At 75.4% G+C, this 14783-nt stretch carries 11 protein-coding genes and 3 pseudogenes; 8 read left to right on the top strand and 6 right to left on the bottom strand.

The genetic code is table 11. The features are described from left to right. Nucleotides 1-24 precede the first annotated feature (24 nt). On the bottom strand, nt 25-837 hold the full coding sequence (locus Q1K26_RS17480; RefSeq protein WP_300013765.1) for a DNA-formamidopyrimidine glycosylase family protein: 813 nt from the start codon (nt 835-837) through the stop codon (nt 25-27). Between the two features lie 59 nt (nt 838-896). Here Q1K26_RS17480 and Q1K26_RS17485 point away from each other — a divergent pair, with 59 nt between their 5' ends. Further along, nucleotides 897-1211 (top strand): DUF6412 domain-containing protein, encoded by a 315-nt coding sequence (locus Q1K26_RS17485; protein ID WP_300013768.1) that lies wholly within the window; start codon nt 897-899, stop codon nt 1209-1211. A gap of 92 nt (nt 1212-1303) precedes the next feature. Further along, on the top strand, nt 1304-2236 hold the full coding sequence (yidC, locus tag Q1K26_RS17490) for a membrane protein insertase YidC (protein ID WP_300013771.1): 933 nt from the start codon (nt 1304-1306) through the stop codon (nt 2234-2236). A gap of 81 nt (nt 2237-2317) precedes the next feature. Here the strand turns inward: yidC and Q1K26_RS17495 are convergent, their stop codons facing one another. Together Q1K26_RS17495 and Q1K26_RS17500 are read right to left on the bottom strand one after the other, a co-directional pair. After that, the gene (locus Q1K26_RS17495; protein ID WP_300013774.1) at nt 2318-3457 is read right to left on the bottom strand and encodes a methyltransferase; all 1140 of its coding nucleotides are present in this window, start codon (nt 3455-3457) and stop codon (nt 2318-2320) included. Nucleotides 3458-3698: 241 nt separating this feature from the next. Beyond that, entirely contained in the window at nt 3699-8369 is a 4671-nt protein-coding gene (locus Q1K26_RS17500) for an ATP-dependent helicase (protein WP_300013777.1), read from the bottom strand. A 109-nt stretch (nt 8370-8478) separates the two neighbouring features. On the opposite strand from Q1K26_RS17500, the gene Q1K26_RS17505 reads away from it, so the two are divergent. After that, nucleotides 8479-8991, top strand: coding sequence for a hemerythrin domain-containing protein (locus tag Q1K26_RS17505; RefSeq protein WP_300013780.1), 513 nt, complete (start codon nt 8479-8481; stop codon nt 8989-8991). 16 nt (nt 8992-9007) lie between these two features. Here the strand turns inward: Q1K26_RS17505 and Q1K26_RS17510 are convergent, their stop codons facing one another. Then, a complete protein-coding gene (locus Q1K26_RS17510; protein ID WP_300013783.1) occupies nt 9008-9133 on the bottom strand; it encodes a hypothetical protein in 126 nt (41 codons plus the stop codon). Between the two features lie 10 nt (nt 9134-9143). Then, a complete protein-coding gene (locus Q1K26_RS17515; RefSeq protein WP_300013786.1) occupies nt 9144-10415 on the bottom strand; it encodes a CoA transferase in 1272 nt (423 codons plus the stop codon). A 24-nt stretch (nt 10416-10439) separates the two neighbouring features. On the opposite strand from Q1K26_RS17515, the gene Q1K26_RS17520 reads away from it, so the two are divergent. The 5 genes and pseudogenes from Q1K26_RS17520 to Q1K26_RS28795 all read left to right on the top strand — a co-directional run bounded on the left by Q1K26_RS17520 (nt 10440) and on the right by Q1K26_RS28795 (nt 14034). Beyond that, nucleotides 10440-10634, top strand: coding sequence for a DUF3046 domain-containing protein (locus Q1K26_RS17520; RefSeq protein WP_300013789.1), 195 nt, complete (start codon nt 10440-10442; stop codon nt 10632-10634). Between the two features lie 182 nt (nt 10635-10816). Next, nucleotides 10817-11659 (top strand): annotated as a pseudogene (gene recA / locus Q1K26_RS17525) (recombinase RecA); the annotation flags it as partial. Then, nucleotides 11645-12520, top strand: a pseudogene (locus Q1K26_RS17530) (recombinase RecA); the annotation flags it as partial. The pseudogenes recA and Q1K26_RS17530, both read left to right, overlap by 15 nt. Before the next feature lie 3 nt (nt 12521-12523). Beyond that, nucleotides 12524-12949 (top strand): annotated as a pseudogene (locus tag Q1K26_RS17535) (DNA recombination/repair protein RecA); the annotation flags it as partial. Nucleotides 12950-12951: 2 nt separating this feature from the next. Continuing rightward, complete coding sequence (locus Q1K26_RS28795) at nt 12952-14034, top strand: RecX family transcriptional regulator (protein WP_363320488.1); 1083 nt, start codon at nt 12952-12954, stop codon at nt 14032-14034. Nucleotides 14035-14063: 29 nt separating this feature from the next. On the opposite strand, the gene Q1K26_RS17545 is transcribed toward Q1K26_RS28795, so the two are convergent. Next, nucleotides 14064-14777 carry a hypothetical protein gene (locus Q1K26_RS17545; protein ID WP_300013792.1) on the bottom strand — a complete coding sequence of 238 codons (714 nt, stop codon included), beginning with the start codon at nt 14775-14777 and terminating at the stop codon, nt 14064-14066. Nucleotides 14778-14783 lie beyond the last annotated feature (6 nt).

Genomic DNA, 14783 nt, shown 5'->3' on the forward strand with positions numbered 1-14783 from the left:
CCCCACTGCGGTTCCGGGGCGGGCTCAGCGGCGGCGGCGGGCCGGGGTGGCGCCGGGCTGGCAGGTGGGGCACCAGTAGGCGATTCGGGCGTAGACGCCGTCGCCCTGCTCGGCCATCCGGATGCGGGTGCCGCAACGGCGGCACGGCCTGCGGCCGCGCTCGAACACCCAGTGCTGGTCGCGGCCCAGCTCGCCGGTGGTCGACTGTTCGGGGCGGTCGGCGTTGCGCAGCAGCAGCTCGCGGGCGCACGCGATGACGGCGGCCGGGTCGGGCACGTCGCGGGTGAGCGTCCACGGGGACAGGCCGCGCAGGAAGCAGACCTCGGTCTTGTACAGGTTGCCGACGCCGGCCAGCACGCGCTGCTCCAGCAGCACCAGCCCGATCTCGGAGCCGCCGCGGGCGGTGAGGCGGCGCAGCGCCTCGGCGGCGTGAGCGTCGGACCAGCCCGGGTCGAGCAGGTCCGGGCCCAGGTGCCCGACCAGGCGCGACTCGTCCGCGGTGGGCAGCAGCTCCAGGTCGTGCAACGCGAACCCGACGGCGACGCGCTCGGCGGTCTCCAGCACCGCCCGGGCCTCGTGCGCGGGCCGCTGCCAGGACATCCCGGGCCGGTAGAGGTGCCAGGACCCGTCCATCCGGAAGTGGCTGTGCAGGCTGCGGCCGTCGTCGAAGCGGGTGAACAGGTGCTTGCCGACCGACACCACACCCGTGACGGTGCGCCCGGCGAGGTCGTGCTCGGCCAGCCGGGGATGGCGCAGCTCGCCGCGCAGCAGCGTCCCACCGGTGAGCGCGGCGCGCAGGCGCTTCCCGGCGAGGTAGACGGTGTCACCCTCGGGCACCGGTCGAACCTAGCGCCGCGACTCGTCCGCCGCCGTGCCACGCCGGGTACGGTGGCTGCATGCGCGGGACGTGGGCACAGGTCAGCGGTGCCCTGTTGCTGCTGTCGGTCCTGCTCGGCGCCTCGATGGCCGACGGCGCGCTCGCCGAGCCGTCGCTGCTGATCGGCGCCGTCGGGGCCCTGCTGCTCGCCTGGGGGGCCGCCCGGCCCGCCGTGCCGCCCGCCCTACCCGCGGGTGTCGCCGTGGCGGCCCGTGAGCACCGCCGGGCACTCGCCCGTCTCGCCGCACCTCGCCAGCGGGACCCGGACGCCCCGGGCCACACCCGCTCCCGCGCACCGTCGGGCCTGCTCCCGGCGGCAGGCCCCACCGGGTAGCACCCTCCCGGTAGCACCCCTTCAGGTAGCACCCCTCCTGGGCACCACCGCCGGACACGCGTCCCCCGTCCCGGCTGCCCTGGAGTGCCGCCTTGCTGCTCGATCCCCTGTACTACGCCGTGTCCGCCGTCATGTGGTTCTGGCACGAGGTCCTGGGCCTGCTGCTCGGACCCGCGAGCGGTGTCGCCTGGGCGCTCGCCGTCGTGCTGCTCGTCCTCACCCTGCGCGCCGTCATGATCAGACCGTTCCTGTCGTCGGTGCGCTCCGGCCGCCGGATGCGGGCCATCGCGCCCCAGCTGGCCGAGCTGCGCAGGCGCCACCGCGACGACCCAGCCCGGCTGGTGCAGGAGACCCGGGCCCTGCAGGGCGCGCACGGGGTCAGCACCCTGGGCGCCCTGCTGCCCGCGCTGCTCCAGATACCGGTGTTCCTCGGGCTGCTGCACGTGCTGCACGGCTTCAACCGCCCGGGGCTCTCGTTCGAGCAGAATGCGGCGCTGCCCAACTACGCCTTCGCCCCCGACGAGGTGCGCTCGTTCCTGCAGGCGCGGCTGTTCGGGGCACCGCTGTCGTCGTACCTGTCGATGCCGCAGGACCTGCTCCACTCGTTCGGCGTGCACGTCGCGCGCTGGGAGGTCGCGGCCGTCGCGCTGCCGCTGATGCTGCTCGCGGCCGTCGCCACGCACTTCTCGGCGCGGCACTCGCTGGCCCAGCAGACCCTGGAGGGCCCCGCTGCGTCGATCATGCGCTGGACGCCGTGGGTCTTCCCGCTCGGCGCGGTGCTCGGCGGGCTGTTCTTCCCGTTCCCGGTGGCGATCCTGCTGTACTGGTTCACGAACAACGTCTGGACGCTGGTGCAGCAGCGCATCGTGTTCCGCCGCGTGGCCGCCGAACCGCTGCTGACGGTGCCGCCGGCTCCGCCCCCGCCGGCCGTTCCGCAGGGCGCCCGACGGACCCGCCCGGCCAGACCCAGGCGACACGCGTCGGGTCACCGGCCGAGCCGGCGCAGGCGCCGCGCCGCCACGTGATCATCGCCTGCGGTGCAGGAGCGACAGGGCCGTCGTCCCTGCACCGCAACCGCCGATCATGGCGGCCGGCTCGGCAGGCCCTCACCAGCGGCGCAGCACGTGCACCAGGAACTCCTCGTCCGCGTGCTCGACGAGCAGCTCGAAGCGGGGGTCGTCGATGAGGATCCGGTGCGCGGCGGCCCCGTCGCGGGGGGCCTCGGCGGGCCAGCCGTCCCAGTGCACCAGCACGACGTCGCCACCGGGTTCCAGGGCCTCGGCGAGGCGGTCCACGCTGCGGGCGAGGTCGGCGGCGGCCAGGTAGTAGAGCACCTCGCCGAGCACGGCGAGGTCGATCCCGGCGGGCAGCGCCGCCGGGTCGGGCAACGCGACCCGGGTCACCCCGACGTGCGTCAGCCCCGCGGTGGCCGCCGCGGTCTGCGCGACCGCCGCGGGGGAGAAGTCGGAGGCGTCGAGGCGGTCGCAGCGGGCGGCCAGCTCGCGCGTGAGCGCGCCGGTGCCGCAGGCGGGTTCGGCGGCGTGCCGGTAGCGCTCCGCGGGCAGGCAGGCCAGCACGACGGCGCGCTTGCGGCGTTCGTACCAGCTCGTGCGCGTCTCCCACGGGTCGCCGTCGCCCGCACCGTCGGTCCCGGCGTAGAGCTCGTCGAACCGGGACAGCGGGGCGCCGTCGACGCGCGGGATGCGGAACACCACCTCGGGCCCGGCGGCGCCTCCGGGCCCCGGGCCGTGGGCGAACGCGTGGGCCCAGGGGATCGACGGGTCGTCGGGGCGCATCCGGGACCACATCCCGACCGGGTACCCCCAACCGCAGGCCGTGACCGGTGCCGCGGCGGCCGCGGCCCGCCCGGCGGCGGCGTGTGCGGGGTCCGGGTCCCCGGCCCAGGGCGCAAGGTAGGCGTCCGCGTCGTGCAGCAGCGGGGCGAGGGTGCGGGCCAGCAGGCCGGGGTCCGGATCGGCGAGCCCGAGATGGTGGACGGGGATGTCGGCCGGACCCGGCGGCCCGCCGCTCGCGGCCCCGCCTCCCCCCGGCCCGTCCTCGGTGACGATCACCAGCTCCAGCCGCGCGCCCGCGTCGTGCACCGCACGCATCGTCGTGCCGACGGCGCGCACCGCGTCGGCCGGGTGGGTGGCGACGACCACCACGTGCCCCATCTGTGCCGGGTCCAGCGGGCGGGGCGGGTGCGCGGCCAGGGCCGCACGCCAGTCGGCGGGGGGTGTGGTCACGGGCCCAGCCTCCCAGGCCGACCGATCCTCGGGCGAGCGGCTCCACCGGCGACTCGCCCCGTCGCCGCACCCGGTGGTCGGCGGGTGGTCGACGATCCGCCGCGGTGCCGCACCGACGACCGACCCGCCCGGATCGGCCTGCCCGTGCTGCGCGCCCCGGCCCGCGCCGGCCGGTCCGGGGCCCGCTGTGCGGTAGCACCCGCGAGGTCGTGCGTGCCGCTCCCGGTCGCCGCCGCGCGGGTCAGGCCCGCAGCCGCAGCCCCTTGGGTGTGACGCGGAAACCGGCCTCGGTGAGCACGTCGGCCAGCTCCGAGCCCAGCGACCCGACCCCGTCGGCCTTCTCCACCGCGATCGACCCCAGCCAGCCCTCGTGGACCGCCCCCGCCAGGGCCTGCGCCGCGGCGGCCAGCTCCGCACGCTCGGCGGTGAACGACAGCAACGACCTCCCGCCCCGCTCGACGTACAGCGCCGGGGCCCCCTCCACGAGCACCACGAGAGCCCCGGCCTTGCGCCCCGGCCGGTGCTTGGTGTCGCCGACGGTGCCCGGCCAGGACAGCGCCGCACCGTAGGGCTGGGCGGGGTCGGCCGCGGCCAGCACCACCCGCGACAGCTCGCCGGCCGCGCCGTGCTCCCCGGGGTCCGGGGACCCGTCGGGGCGCGACATCGCCCGCAGCCGGTCGATCGCCCCGGGCACGGCGAACTGCGCCGCCCCCAGCCCCTCCACGACGTACCCGCGCCGCGCACGCCCGGAGTCCTCCATGGCCCGCAGGACCCGGTAGACGGCCGCGAACCCGCCGGTGACCCGCTCGGTGCCCAGGGCCCCGCGGGTGAGCACGCCGTGACGTTCCAGGAACGCCTCCGCCCGGGCGTGGGCGCGACGGGTCGGGTCGGGCTCGCGGTCGACGGCCAGCGCCCACCGCCCGCCCACCGACGGGGGGCCGCCACGGCTGGGCATCGCGGGACGCCCGGCGCGCAGCTGCGCGTACCGGCCCCGCGACGCCGTGCGCCGGGTGCGGTGCGCCCCGCCCCGCCCGCCCGACCCGCCGCCGAGCCGGGCGCGCAGCGGACCGAGCGTGTCGTTGCTGAGCAGCCCGGCCCACACCAGGTCCCAGATCGCGGCGACCGTGGCGTCGTCGCCGGGGCCCGGCTCCCCGGCGTCCACCAGCACCCGCCCGGCCCGGTCGGCCAGCTCCCTGAAGAACAGCGCCCCGCCCCCGGTGGGCGGCAGCGCGGGATCGGGCCGGCCGAGCGCGGCGAGCAGCGCCCGGTGCAGGGGGGTCCCGGCGACGTCGGTCTCCGGTTCCGGGAGCAGCAGGTCGGCGACGTCGGCGGGCGCGATCGCCAGCCAGCCGTCGCCGCCGGCCAGCGGCCCGCAGCCGGTCCAGGTGACCTCGCCCGCGGCCGTGAGCTCGTCGAGCAGCGCGGGCGTGTACCCGGGCAGCCGGGCGGGCAGGATCAGCGACTCCAGCGCACTCGCCGGGAGCGGCGCCCCGGCCAGCTGCTCCACCACCCCGAGCACGTCCTCCGCGGCGGGCGCCCGTCGCATCCGGCCGCGCCGGCCACCACCGGCCCCGGTCTGCACCCCCTGCCATGCGGGCAGGAACCGGCCCAGCGCCCGTTGCTCGACGGGCTCCACCTCCGCCCGCAGCCGGGCCAGCGAGGCGCGCCGCAGCCGCCGCAGCACCTCGGCGTCGCAGTACTCGATACCGTCGGCCCCGGGCCGCAGCTCGCCCCGGGCGACCCGCCCGGACCCGACGAGCCGGTCGAGCACCCCGGCGACGACGGCCACCCCCAGCCCGAACCGCACCGCACAGTCGGCCGCCGCGAACGGCCCGTGGGTGCGGGCGTAGCGCAGCACGAGATCGCCCAGCGGATCGGCGACCGGCTCGGTGAAGGCCTCCGGCACCCCGACCGGCAGCGCCGCCCCGAGCGCGTCGCGCACGCGCCCGGCGTCCTCGACGGCGAGCCAGCGTTCCTCGTTGCCCATCCGGACGCGGATCACCCGACGCGCCGACTCCAGTGACGCCAGCCACTCCGGGGCGACGCCGCGGGCCGTGGCCTCGGAGGTGGTGAGGTCGCCGAGGAAGCGCAGCAGGTCGGCGGCCCCCTCGGCGTCGCGGGCGTGCCGGTCCGGGGCGAGCCGCTGCAGCGACGCCTCGACCTCGGCGAGCACCTCGGGATCGAGCAGCTCCCGGATGGCCTCCGACCCGAGCAGCTCGGCGAGCAGGGTGGAGTCCAGCGCCAGTGCCGCGGCCCGGCGCTCGGCCAGCGGGGCGTCGGCCTCGTAGAGGAACATCCCGACGTAGCCGAACAGCAGGCTGCGCGCGAACGGTGACGGCGCCGGCGTGTTCACCTCGACGACCCGCACCGTGCGGGCCTGCACCTCGGCCATCAGCCCGCGCAGGCCCGGCAGGTCGTAGACGTCCTGCACGCACTCGCGCATCGCCTCGAGGGTGACCGGGAACTGCTCGTAGCGCCCGGCCACCGCCAGCAGCTGGGCCGAGCGCTGCCGCTGCTGCCACAGCGGCGACCGCCGCTTGGGGTCCCTCCGGGGCAGCAACAGCGAGCGTGCCGCGCACTCCCGGAACCGTGAGGCGTACAGCGACGACCCGCCCAGCTCCGCGACCACGATCTGCTCCACCTCTCCCGGGTCGAGCAGGACGTCCTCGGCGGTCGGGACGACCTCGTTCCCGCTGTCGTCCACGGCGTCGGGCAGGCGCAGCACGATCCCGTCGTCGGCCCCCGAGGCCTGGCACTCCACCCCGCGCCGTTCCCGCATCCGCGCGGCGATGGCGAGCGCCCACGGGCCGTTGACCTGGCGCCCGAACGGCGAGTGCACCACCAGCCGCCAGTCGCCCAGCTCGTCGCGGAAGCGCTCCACGAGGATCGTGCGGTCGCTCGGGACGTGCCGCGTCGCCTCGCGCTGCTCGTGCAGGTAGGCGACCAGGTTGTCGATCGCCCACGCGTCGAGCCCCGCCGCCGCCCGCTCGCGCGCCGCGGTGTCCGGCAGCGCCGACATCTCCCGCACGAACGCCCCGACCGCGCGCCCCAGCTCCAGCGGCCGCCCGATCGACTCCCCCTTCCAGAACGGCATCCGGGCGGGCACCCCCGGCGCCGGGGTGACGATCACGCGGTCGTGCGTGATGTCCTCGACCCGCCAGCTCGACGTGCCGAGCAGGAACGTGTCGCCCACGCGCGACTCGTAGACCATCTCCTCGTCGAGCTCGCCGACCCGCGAGCCCGCGCCGTCGGCCCCGCCCGGCGTCATGACGGTGAACAGCCCGCGGTCGGGGATCGTGCCCCCGGAGGTGACGGCGAGCCGCTGCGCGCCCGGCCGCCCCGCGAGGGTGTCGGTCACCCGATCCCACGTGATCCGGGCCCGCAGCTCACCGAACTCCTCGGACGGGTAGCGCCCGGCCAGCATGTCGAGCACCGAGTGCAGCGCCGACTCGGGCAGCGCCGCGAACGGTGCGGCGCGGCGCACGACACGCGCGAGGTCGGGCAGGGCCCACGGCTCCAGCGCCACCATCGCGACGACCTGCTGGGCCAGCACGTCGAGCGGGTTGCGCGGGTAGCGCATCGACTCGATGGCGCCGACGGTCATCCGCTCGGCCACCACGGCGCAGGACACGAGATCGCCCCGGAACTTGGGGAACACCACGCCGGTGGAGATCGCCCCGACCTGGTGTCCGGCCCGCCCGACCCGCTGCAGCCCGGACGCCACGCTGGGCGGCGCCTCGACCTGCACGACGAGGTCGACCGCGCCCATGTCGATGCCCAGCTCCAGGCTCGACGTGGCCACCACGCACGGCAGCAACCCGGCCTTGAGCTCCTCCTCGACCAGCGTGCGCTGCTCGCGCGACATCGAACCGTGGTGGGCCTTCGCGACCACGGGCGGCGCCCCGCTCCCGATGCCCGACTGCCCGACGGCCTCGGCGGGGAACTCATCGAGGTCGGCCGCGTCCTCGGACTCCTCGGCGGCCAGTTCGTTGAGCTTGGCCGTCAACCGCTCGGCCAGGCGCCGCGAGTTGGAGAACACGATCGTGGAGCGGTGCTCCCGCACGAGCTCCAGCAGCCGCCGCTCCACCGCGGGCCAGATCGAGGGCCGCTGCGCCGTGCCCGCGGCCGACCCGATGACCTCCTCGTCGGAGCTGCCCGGCGCGGGCCGCTCGTCGAGCGCGGCCAGGTCCGGTACCGGCACCTCGACGGTGACCTCGATCGTCTTCGGGATCGGCGGCTGCACGATCTCCACCGGTCGCGCGCCCGCGAGGAACGCGGACACCTCGTCGATCGGGCGCACCGTGGCCGAGAGCCCGATCCGCTGCGCCGGCCGCTCCAGCAGCTCGTCGAGGCGTTCGAGCGACAGGGCCAGGTGCGCGCCGCGCTTGGTGCCGGCCACGGCGTGCACCTCGTCGAGGACGACGGTCTGCACGCCCCGCAACGACTCGCGCGCCGCCGAGGTGAGGATCAGGAACAGCGACTCGGGCGTGGTGACCAGCACGTCGGGCGGGGTGCGCATGAACAGGCGCCGCTCGTCGGCCGGGGTGTCGCCGGTACGCATGCCCACGGTGATCTCCGGGACGGGCAGACCCAGGCGCTGCGAGGCCTGCCGGATGCCCGCCAGTGGCGAGCGCAGGTTGCGCTGCACGTCGACGGCCAGGGCCTTGAGCGGCGACACGTAGAGCACCCGGCAGCGCTGCCGGGGATCCTGCGGCACCGGCGTGGCCGCCAGCCGGTCGAGCGCCCACAGGAACGCCGCGAGCGTCTTGCCCGAACCCGTCGGCGCGACGACCAGCGCGTGCCGCCCTGCCCGGGCCGCCGCCCACGCCCCCTCCTGCGCCGCGGTGGGCGCGGCGAAGGCACCCGTGAACCAGTCACGGGTGGCGGCGGAGAATCCGGCGAGCGGGGTCATGGCCTCCATCATGCGCCGGGGGTCCGACAGTCCGGCGCCGGTCGTCGTGTTTGACGGCCCGCCCCGCGGGGGAACGAGCTGGCGACCGAACCGACAGGAGCCCACCACCATGTCCGCCACCAGGCCCGATGTCATCCGCTTGATCCTCGACGACCACGAGTCCTTCCGCGCCCGGTTCGCGGAGCTGGACACGCTGCGCGACGACGCGACCGCGGCCGCCGCCGTCTGGGGGCCGCTCGCCGCCGAGCTGGAGGTGCACGCCACCGCCGAGGAGGAGTTCTTCTACCCGCAGCTGCTCGACCGGGTGGACGGCATGGTGGACGAGACCGAGGACGCCGTCTCCGACCACGACGAGATCCGCCACGGCATCCGCCGCGCCGCCGCGGCCGAGCCGGGCAGCGACGAGTGGTGGGCCGGGATCTCCGACGCCCGGGCGGCCAACGACGAGCACCTCGCCGAGGAGGAGCGCGACGACCTCGCCCCGTTCCTGGAGAAGACCTCGCTCGAGGTGCGGGAGCGCGTGGGCGAGCAGTTCGCGGCGTTCAAGCGCGAGCACGCCCACGGCGCCGGGCTGGACTACTCCGACACCGGCTCGGACGAGTACCTGGCCGAGCACACCTAGATCGGTCCTTCCCGGATCAGCCCTTCCCGCGGTTCTGCCACCACCAGCGCAGCAGCAGCACGAGCGAGGTCAGCAGGGCCGCCAGCACCACGAGCTGCCCGAGCGGCGAGGAGAAGCCGGTGGGGTCGCCCGTGAGGTCCATGGGCCCGACGTTACCGCCACCGCGGCTCCTCCGTTCCGAAGGACGGCGGAGGGGGCGGCCAGTGCAGCGGTCGACCGTCGACGGTTCCGGGGGGTGACGCGAGGGTGAGCGGGCCCACCCGTTCCAGGTGGGGCTCGGGGTCGACCTCGGGTACCGGCCTGGGCGCGGGTCGGGGGAGCCCCTGCAGCCACGACGCCGTCCCGACCAGCGACAGCCGCACGTGGTGCGTGCCGCCCTCGCGCCGCTGCCTGCGCAGCGCGAGCAGGGCGGCGGCCGCGGCGAGGTAGCCGGTGGCGTGGTCGAGGACCTGCGCAGGCAGCGCGCCGGGCGTCCCGTCCGCCCGTCCCTCCGCCACGGCGATCCCGCAGGCGGCCTGCACCAGGCTGTCGAATCCGCGGCGCCGTCCCCACGGCCCCTGCTCCCCCCACGCGGAGAGCGTGACGACGACGAGCCCGGGATGCCGCCGCGCCAGCGCGCCCGGGGCGAGCCCGAACCGGTCCAGCGCCCCGGGCCGGTAGCCGGTGACGACGACGTCCGCGCCGGCCAGCAGTTCCTCGCGGGTGGCGGTGTCACGCAGGTCGAGCAGCGCGGAGCGCTTGCCGGGCAGGGTGTCGAGGGCCTGCAGCGGGATCTCCGGACGGTCCGGCGGGTCCAGGCGCAGCACGTCGGCGCCGTGGACGGCCAGCGTGCGGGTGGCGACGGGACCGGCGATGACGCGGGTGAGGTCGAGCACGCGGGGGCGGCGCGCCGGCCGGGGCGGGGCGTCGCCGACGACCCGGTGCTCGACGAGCGGCGGCGCCACGCCGTACTCGGAGCGCCAGCTCGCCGCCGTGCGCACCGCCGCGGCGACGCCCCCGGTCGCGTGCAGCGCGTTCTCCAGTTCGACGCCCGCCCGGCCGGCGATCGCCGCTGGCACCTCCTCCTCGGCGCAGTGGAGCACGCGCAGCGCGGCGGCGCGGTGCCACGGGTAGTTCGCGTGCAGCCGGATCCAGCCGTCCGCGGTGCGGTGGAACGTCGACAGCGGGTCGAACGGGGAGCCGGGCGACCGCCCGTCGCGGAGCAGGTACCGCTCGCTGCGCAGGGCCACGGCGAGCCGGCGGGTGTCCAGCGCGACCGCCCCGTCGGTGGCCGCGAGCAGGCTCGCGCCGACCGCGGCGACGCCGGCGTCGGTGACGGCGAACGTCGAGGTCAGGGTCGTGGTCGGGCCGGTGACGGTGAGCCGGGCGAGGTCGGCGGCGGCTCCGCCGAGCGCGGCCCAGACCCGGGGCAGGGGTGCCGTCATGGACGGCGACGCTAGCGTGCAGGGGTGCGACTGACCCAGTTCCGGGAGCTGATGGCCGACGAGTTCGGGGCCGTGCGTGCGGCCGCGGTGGCCCAGGACCACGTGTTCGCCGAGCTCGGCGGCCGGACGGTGGAGCAGGCGCTGGAGCACGGCATCGACCCGCGCGAGGTGTGGCGGGCGGTGTGCGCGGCCTACGACGTGCCGCCGTCGCGACGGTGACCGCCACCGGGCGCCCGGCGTGTCGCCCGTCGCGGTCGAACAGGTGTTCGCTAGAGTGTTGTCCACATCGGGTGGTGGCCGTCCACAGGTCCGGACCTCGCCCGCAGATTGTCGGTGGTCGCCCCTACCGTCGGCACCAGTCACGCAAGACGTCGAACAGCACACGAGGTGGAGACCCGGCGATGAGCACACCCGACCGCGAGAAGGCGCTCGAGCTCGCCCTGGCGCAGATCGAGAAGAACCACGGCAAGGGTTCGGTGATGCGCCTCGGCGACGACACCCGCCCGCCCGTCGGCATCATCCCCACGGGTTCGATCGCCCTCGACGTCGCGCTGGGCGTGGGCGGCCTGCCCCGCGGGCGCATCGTGGAGGTCTACGGCCCGGAGTCCAGCGGCAAGACCACGGTCGCGCTGCACTGCGTGGCCAACGCGCAGGCCGCGGGCGGCATCGTCGCCTTCATCGACGCCGAGCACGCGCTCGACCCAGAGTACGCCAAGGCGCTCGGGGTCGACACCGACAACCTGCTCGTCTCCCAGCCCGACACGGGGGAGCAGGCGCTCGAGATCGCCGACATGCTGATCCGCTCCGGCGCGCTCGACCTGATCGTCGTCGACTCGGTGGCCGCGCTCGTGCCCCGCGCCGAGATCGAGGGGGAGATGGGCGACAGCCACGTCGGCCTGCAGGCCCGGCTGATGAGCCAGGCACTGCGCAAGATCACCGGCGCGCTCAGCAACTCCGGCACCACGATGATCTTCATCAACCAGCTGCGCGAGAAGATCGGGGTCATGTTCGGCTGCCTGTCCTACGGCACCCGGATCACGCTCGCCGACGGCAGTCAGGAGAAGATCGGCAAGATCGTCAACCAGAAGCTCCCGGTCGAGGTGCTGTCCTACGACCCGGACCTGGGTCAGATCGTGCCGAAGAAGGTCGTCAACTGGTTCGACAACGGCCCGACCGAGCAGTTCCTGCAGATCACGGTGGCCCGTCCCGGCGGCAACGGGCGCGCTCAGATGGGACTCACGGCCAATCACCTCGTGCACACCCCTGGTGGATGGCGGGAAGCGGGCGAGCTCGCGGTCGGTGATCGGGTGTTGCTGTCCCAGCCGTACCGGTTGGGGCAGCAGCAGTGGCAGATCGTGCTCGGCGCGCTGATGGGTGACGCCAACCTCTCGCCCAGCCGGATCCCCGGCAGCCTCGGCACCCGGTTCCGGATGGGCCACGGTGCGAAGCAGATCGACTACCTCGACTGGAAGGCGTCGCTGCTCGGCAACATCGGTCAGAGCCGCCGGACCAACGCCACGGGCGCGGGCTTCGTCGACCTCAGCCCGCTCCCGGAGCTGGCCGAGGTACGGCAGGCCGTCTATCTCGGTGACGGGCACAAGCACCTCTCGTGGGAGTACCTCAAGGCGCTCACCCCGCTCTCGCTCGCGATCTGGTATTGCGACGACGGTTCGTTCCAGTCGAGGGCGAAAGGTCTCCAGGAGCGCACGCGAGAGGGCAGCGGACGCTCGGAGATCTGCGTGCAGGCGCTCAGCCCGGGTTCCCGGGAGCGGCTCCTCGAACATCTGGCCGATACCTTCGACCTCCGCCCCACCCTCACCGTGCGCGGAGCTCGGCAGGTGCCGGTGCTGTCCTTCGCGAAGGACGAGACGGCGAAGCTCCACGAGCTGATCGCACCGTTCGTGCACCCCACGATGCAGTACAAGCTGCTGGAGCGGTTCCGCGGTCGGTTCGCGATCGAGCCGGAGTTCGTCGCACCCACCCTCCTGCCGACCCCGGCGCCCGTGCTCGACGTGCGTGTGAAGCCGCGAACCCGATCGATGCACAGGTTCGACATCGAGGTCGAGGGCACGCACAACTACCTCGCCGACGGCGTCGTGGTGCACAACTCGCCGGAGACCACCACCGGTGGGAAGGCGCTCAAGTTCTACGCCTCGGTCCGCCTCGACATCCGGCGCATCGAGACGCTCAAGGACGGCTCCGACATGGTCGGCAACCGCACCCGCGTCAAGGTCGTGAAGAACAAGGTCGCCCCGCCGTTCAAGCAGGCCGAGTTCGACATCCTCTACGGGGTCGGCATCAGCCGGGAGGGTTCGCTGGTCGACGTGGGCGTGGAGCAGGGCCTCGTCCGCAAGTCGGGGGCCTGGTACACCTACGAGGGAGACCAGCTCGGGCAGGGCAAGGAGAACGCCCGCAAGTTCCTGCGGGAGAACCCCGACGTCGCCAACGAGATCGAGAAGCGGATCAAGGAGAAGCTGGGTATCGGCGCCGTCGTCGATGCCGACGCCGCCGTCCCGACGCCCGTCGACTTCTGATCGTGGGCGGCGACCCGCGTCGGGTCGCCCGCTTCGACCCCGCCGGGCCGGCCTCCGGCCCGGCCGTCGAGGCCCGGTTCGACGCGATCGGCGACGGCGACGGGCCGGCCGCGCCGGTCGCTGCGCTCGCCCGGATCGGGCCGGCGGGGGATCCCGCCGACCCCGGGACCACTGCCGACGGCGGCTCCGTTCCGGACGACCCGGTTGCACCGCTGGCCCGCCTCGGCGAGGTGGGGGAGCCCGCCCCGTCGGTCTCCGTGGCCGAGCTGGAGGTGCCGGGTGCGGCCGCAGATGCGCCGGCCCGTACGGCACGGCTCGGGTCGGGCGGGCGTGCCCGGCCCGCGCCGGGCGGAGGTCGAGGTGGTGGCTCGGCCGCGGCCCGACCGGCTCCCGGGGAGCGCCCGGTCGGGAGCCGCGCGGCCCGGCGGGGCGAGGCGCGGACGGCACCCGCCGCCGACCCCGTCGCCGATGTCGCAGACTCCTCCGCCGCCGACCAGGACGCCGCACCGGAGGCGGGCCGCACGGCCGGCGCCCGGCGCGGCTGGGGGCCCAAACAGATCGACCCGGACGCCGATCCGCTGGTGGCGGCGCGGGAGATCTGCCTGCGGCTGCTCACCGACCGGGCCCGCACCCGCCACGAGCTGTCCCGGGCGCTGACGCAGCGCGGCGTGCCCGTCGACGCCGCCGAGTCCGTGCTGAGCCGGTTCGACGAGGTCGGCCTCATCGACGACGCCGCGTTCGCCGGGCAGTACGTGCGCTCCCGCCACGCCTACCGCGGCCTGTCACGGCGGGCGATCGCGATGGAGCTGCGACGCAAGGGTGTCGACGACGAGGTGGCGGGGGAGGCGCTGCAGGAGGTCGACCCCGCGTCGGAGGAGCAGCGCGCCCGTGAGCTGGTCGACCGCAAGCTGCGCACGGTACCCGCCGACACCCCGGAGCAGCGCAGGAAGGCGGTGAACCGGCTGGTCGGCATGCTCGCTCGTAAGGGCTACGGCGGCGGGATCGCCTACCGGGTGGTCCGCGAGGCCCTCGCCGCGCACGGGGCGGACGTCGAGGAGCTCGGCGACGACCCCGCCCCCGACTGAACCCCGCCCGACCGGGATCCCGCTCCCGGCTACCGCTTCTGCCGCCGGCTCCCGGCGTGCCAGTCCTGCTGCACCCCCACCTCGTCCTCGGCGACGCCGAGCGCCCGGAGCCGGGGCAGCTCACGCAGGCTGCGCTTGAGCTCGGCGAACCCGGGGAAGCGGGCGAGCGCGATGACGTGGTCCCACAGCTGCGCGGCCTCGTCGGGAGCGGGCAGGCGGCTGATCACCGGACCGAAGAAGGCCACCCCGTCCGGGGGCTCGAACTGCAGGATCGGGGTGCCGACGTCCTTGCCGGTGAGCGCCAGCGCCTCGTCGGTCTCGGCCTGGATCTGCCCGTCCCAGCCCGGGTCGTCGAGGGCGTCGGCGAGCCCGGCGGGCAGCCCGAGCCCGGCGAGCACGGGGGCGACGAACTCCGCCGTGCCCCGGCGAGCGGTGTCGCCGGGCACCGGGTCGCGTTCGAAGATCGCCTCGCCGAGCGCGGCGTACAGCGTGTCCACGGCGTCGTGGCCGTGGGCCGCCCGGGTGGCGGCGGCCATGCGCAGCAGGTGCAGCCCCGCGGTGTGGCCCGCCTCGTACTCCGGCGGGAAGTGCGCGTCGTAGTCGATGTGGGAGTTCAGCAGGCGCAGCGAGATGAACCGCCACTGCACGGAGTAGTCGCGCGCGGCCTGCACCTGCCGCACCCACTTGCTGGTCATCCACGCGAAGGGGCACACGGGATCGAAGTAGAAGTGCACGTCGGTCATACGGTG

The sequence above is a fragment of the Pseudonocardia sp. genome (assembly GCF_029263155.1).
Classification (GTDB): domain Bacteria; phylum Actinomycetota; class Actinomycetes; order Mycobacteriales; family Pseudonocardiaceae; genus Pseudonocardia.

Excerpts from the sequence above, each read along its gene's own strand:
- Q1K26_RS17510 (WP_300013783.1), bottom strand. The coding sequence starts at position 9,133 with ATGGACCTCACGGGCGACCCCACCGGCTTCTCCTCGCCGCTCGGGCAG.
- Q1K26_RS17505 (WP_300013780.1), top strand. The coding sequence starts at position 8,479 with ATGTCCGCCACCAGGCCCGATGTCATCCGCTTGATCCTCGACGACCAC.
- Q1K26_RS17515 (WP_300013786.1), bottom strand. The coding sequence starts at position 10,415 with ATGACGGCACCCCTGCCCCGGGTCTGGGCCGCGCTCGGCGGAGCCGCC.
- Q1K26_RS17545 (WP_300013792.1), bottom strand. The coding sequence starts at position 14,777 with ATGACCGACGTGCACTTCTACTTCGATCCCGTGTGCCCCTTCGCGTGG.
- Q1K26_RS17500 (WP_300013777.1), bottom strand. The coding sequence starts at position 8,369 with ATGACCCCGCTCGCCGGATTCTCCGCCGCCACCCGTGACTGGTTCACG.
- Q1K26_RS17485 (WP_300013768.1), top strand. The coding sequence starts at position 897 with ATGCGCGGGACGTGGGCACAGGTCAGCGGTGCCCTGTTGCTGCTGTCG.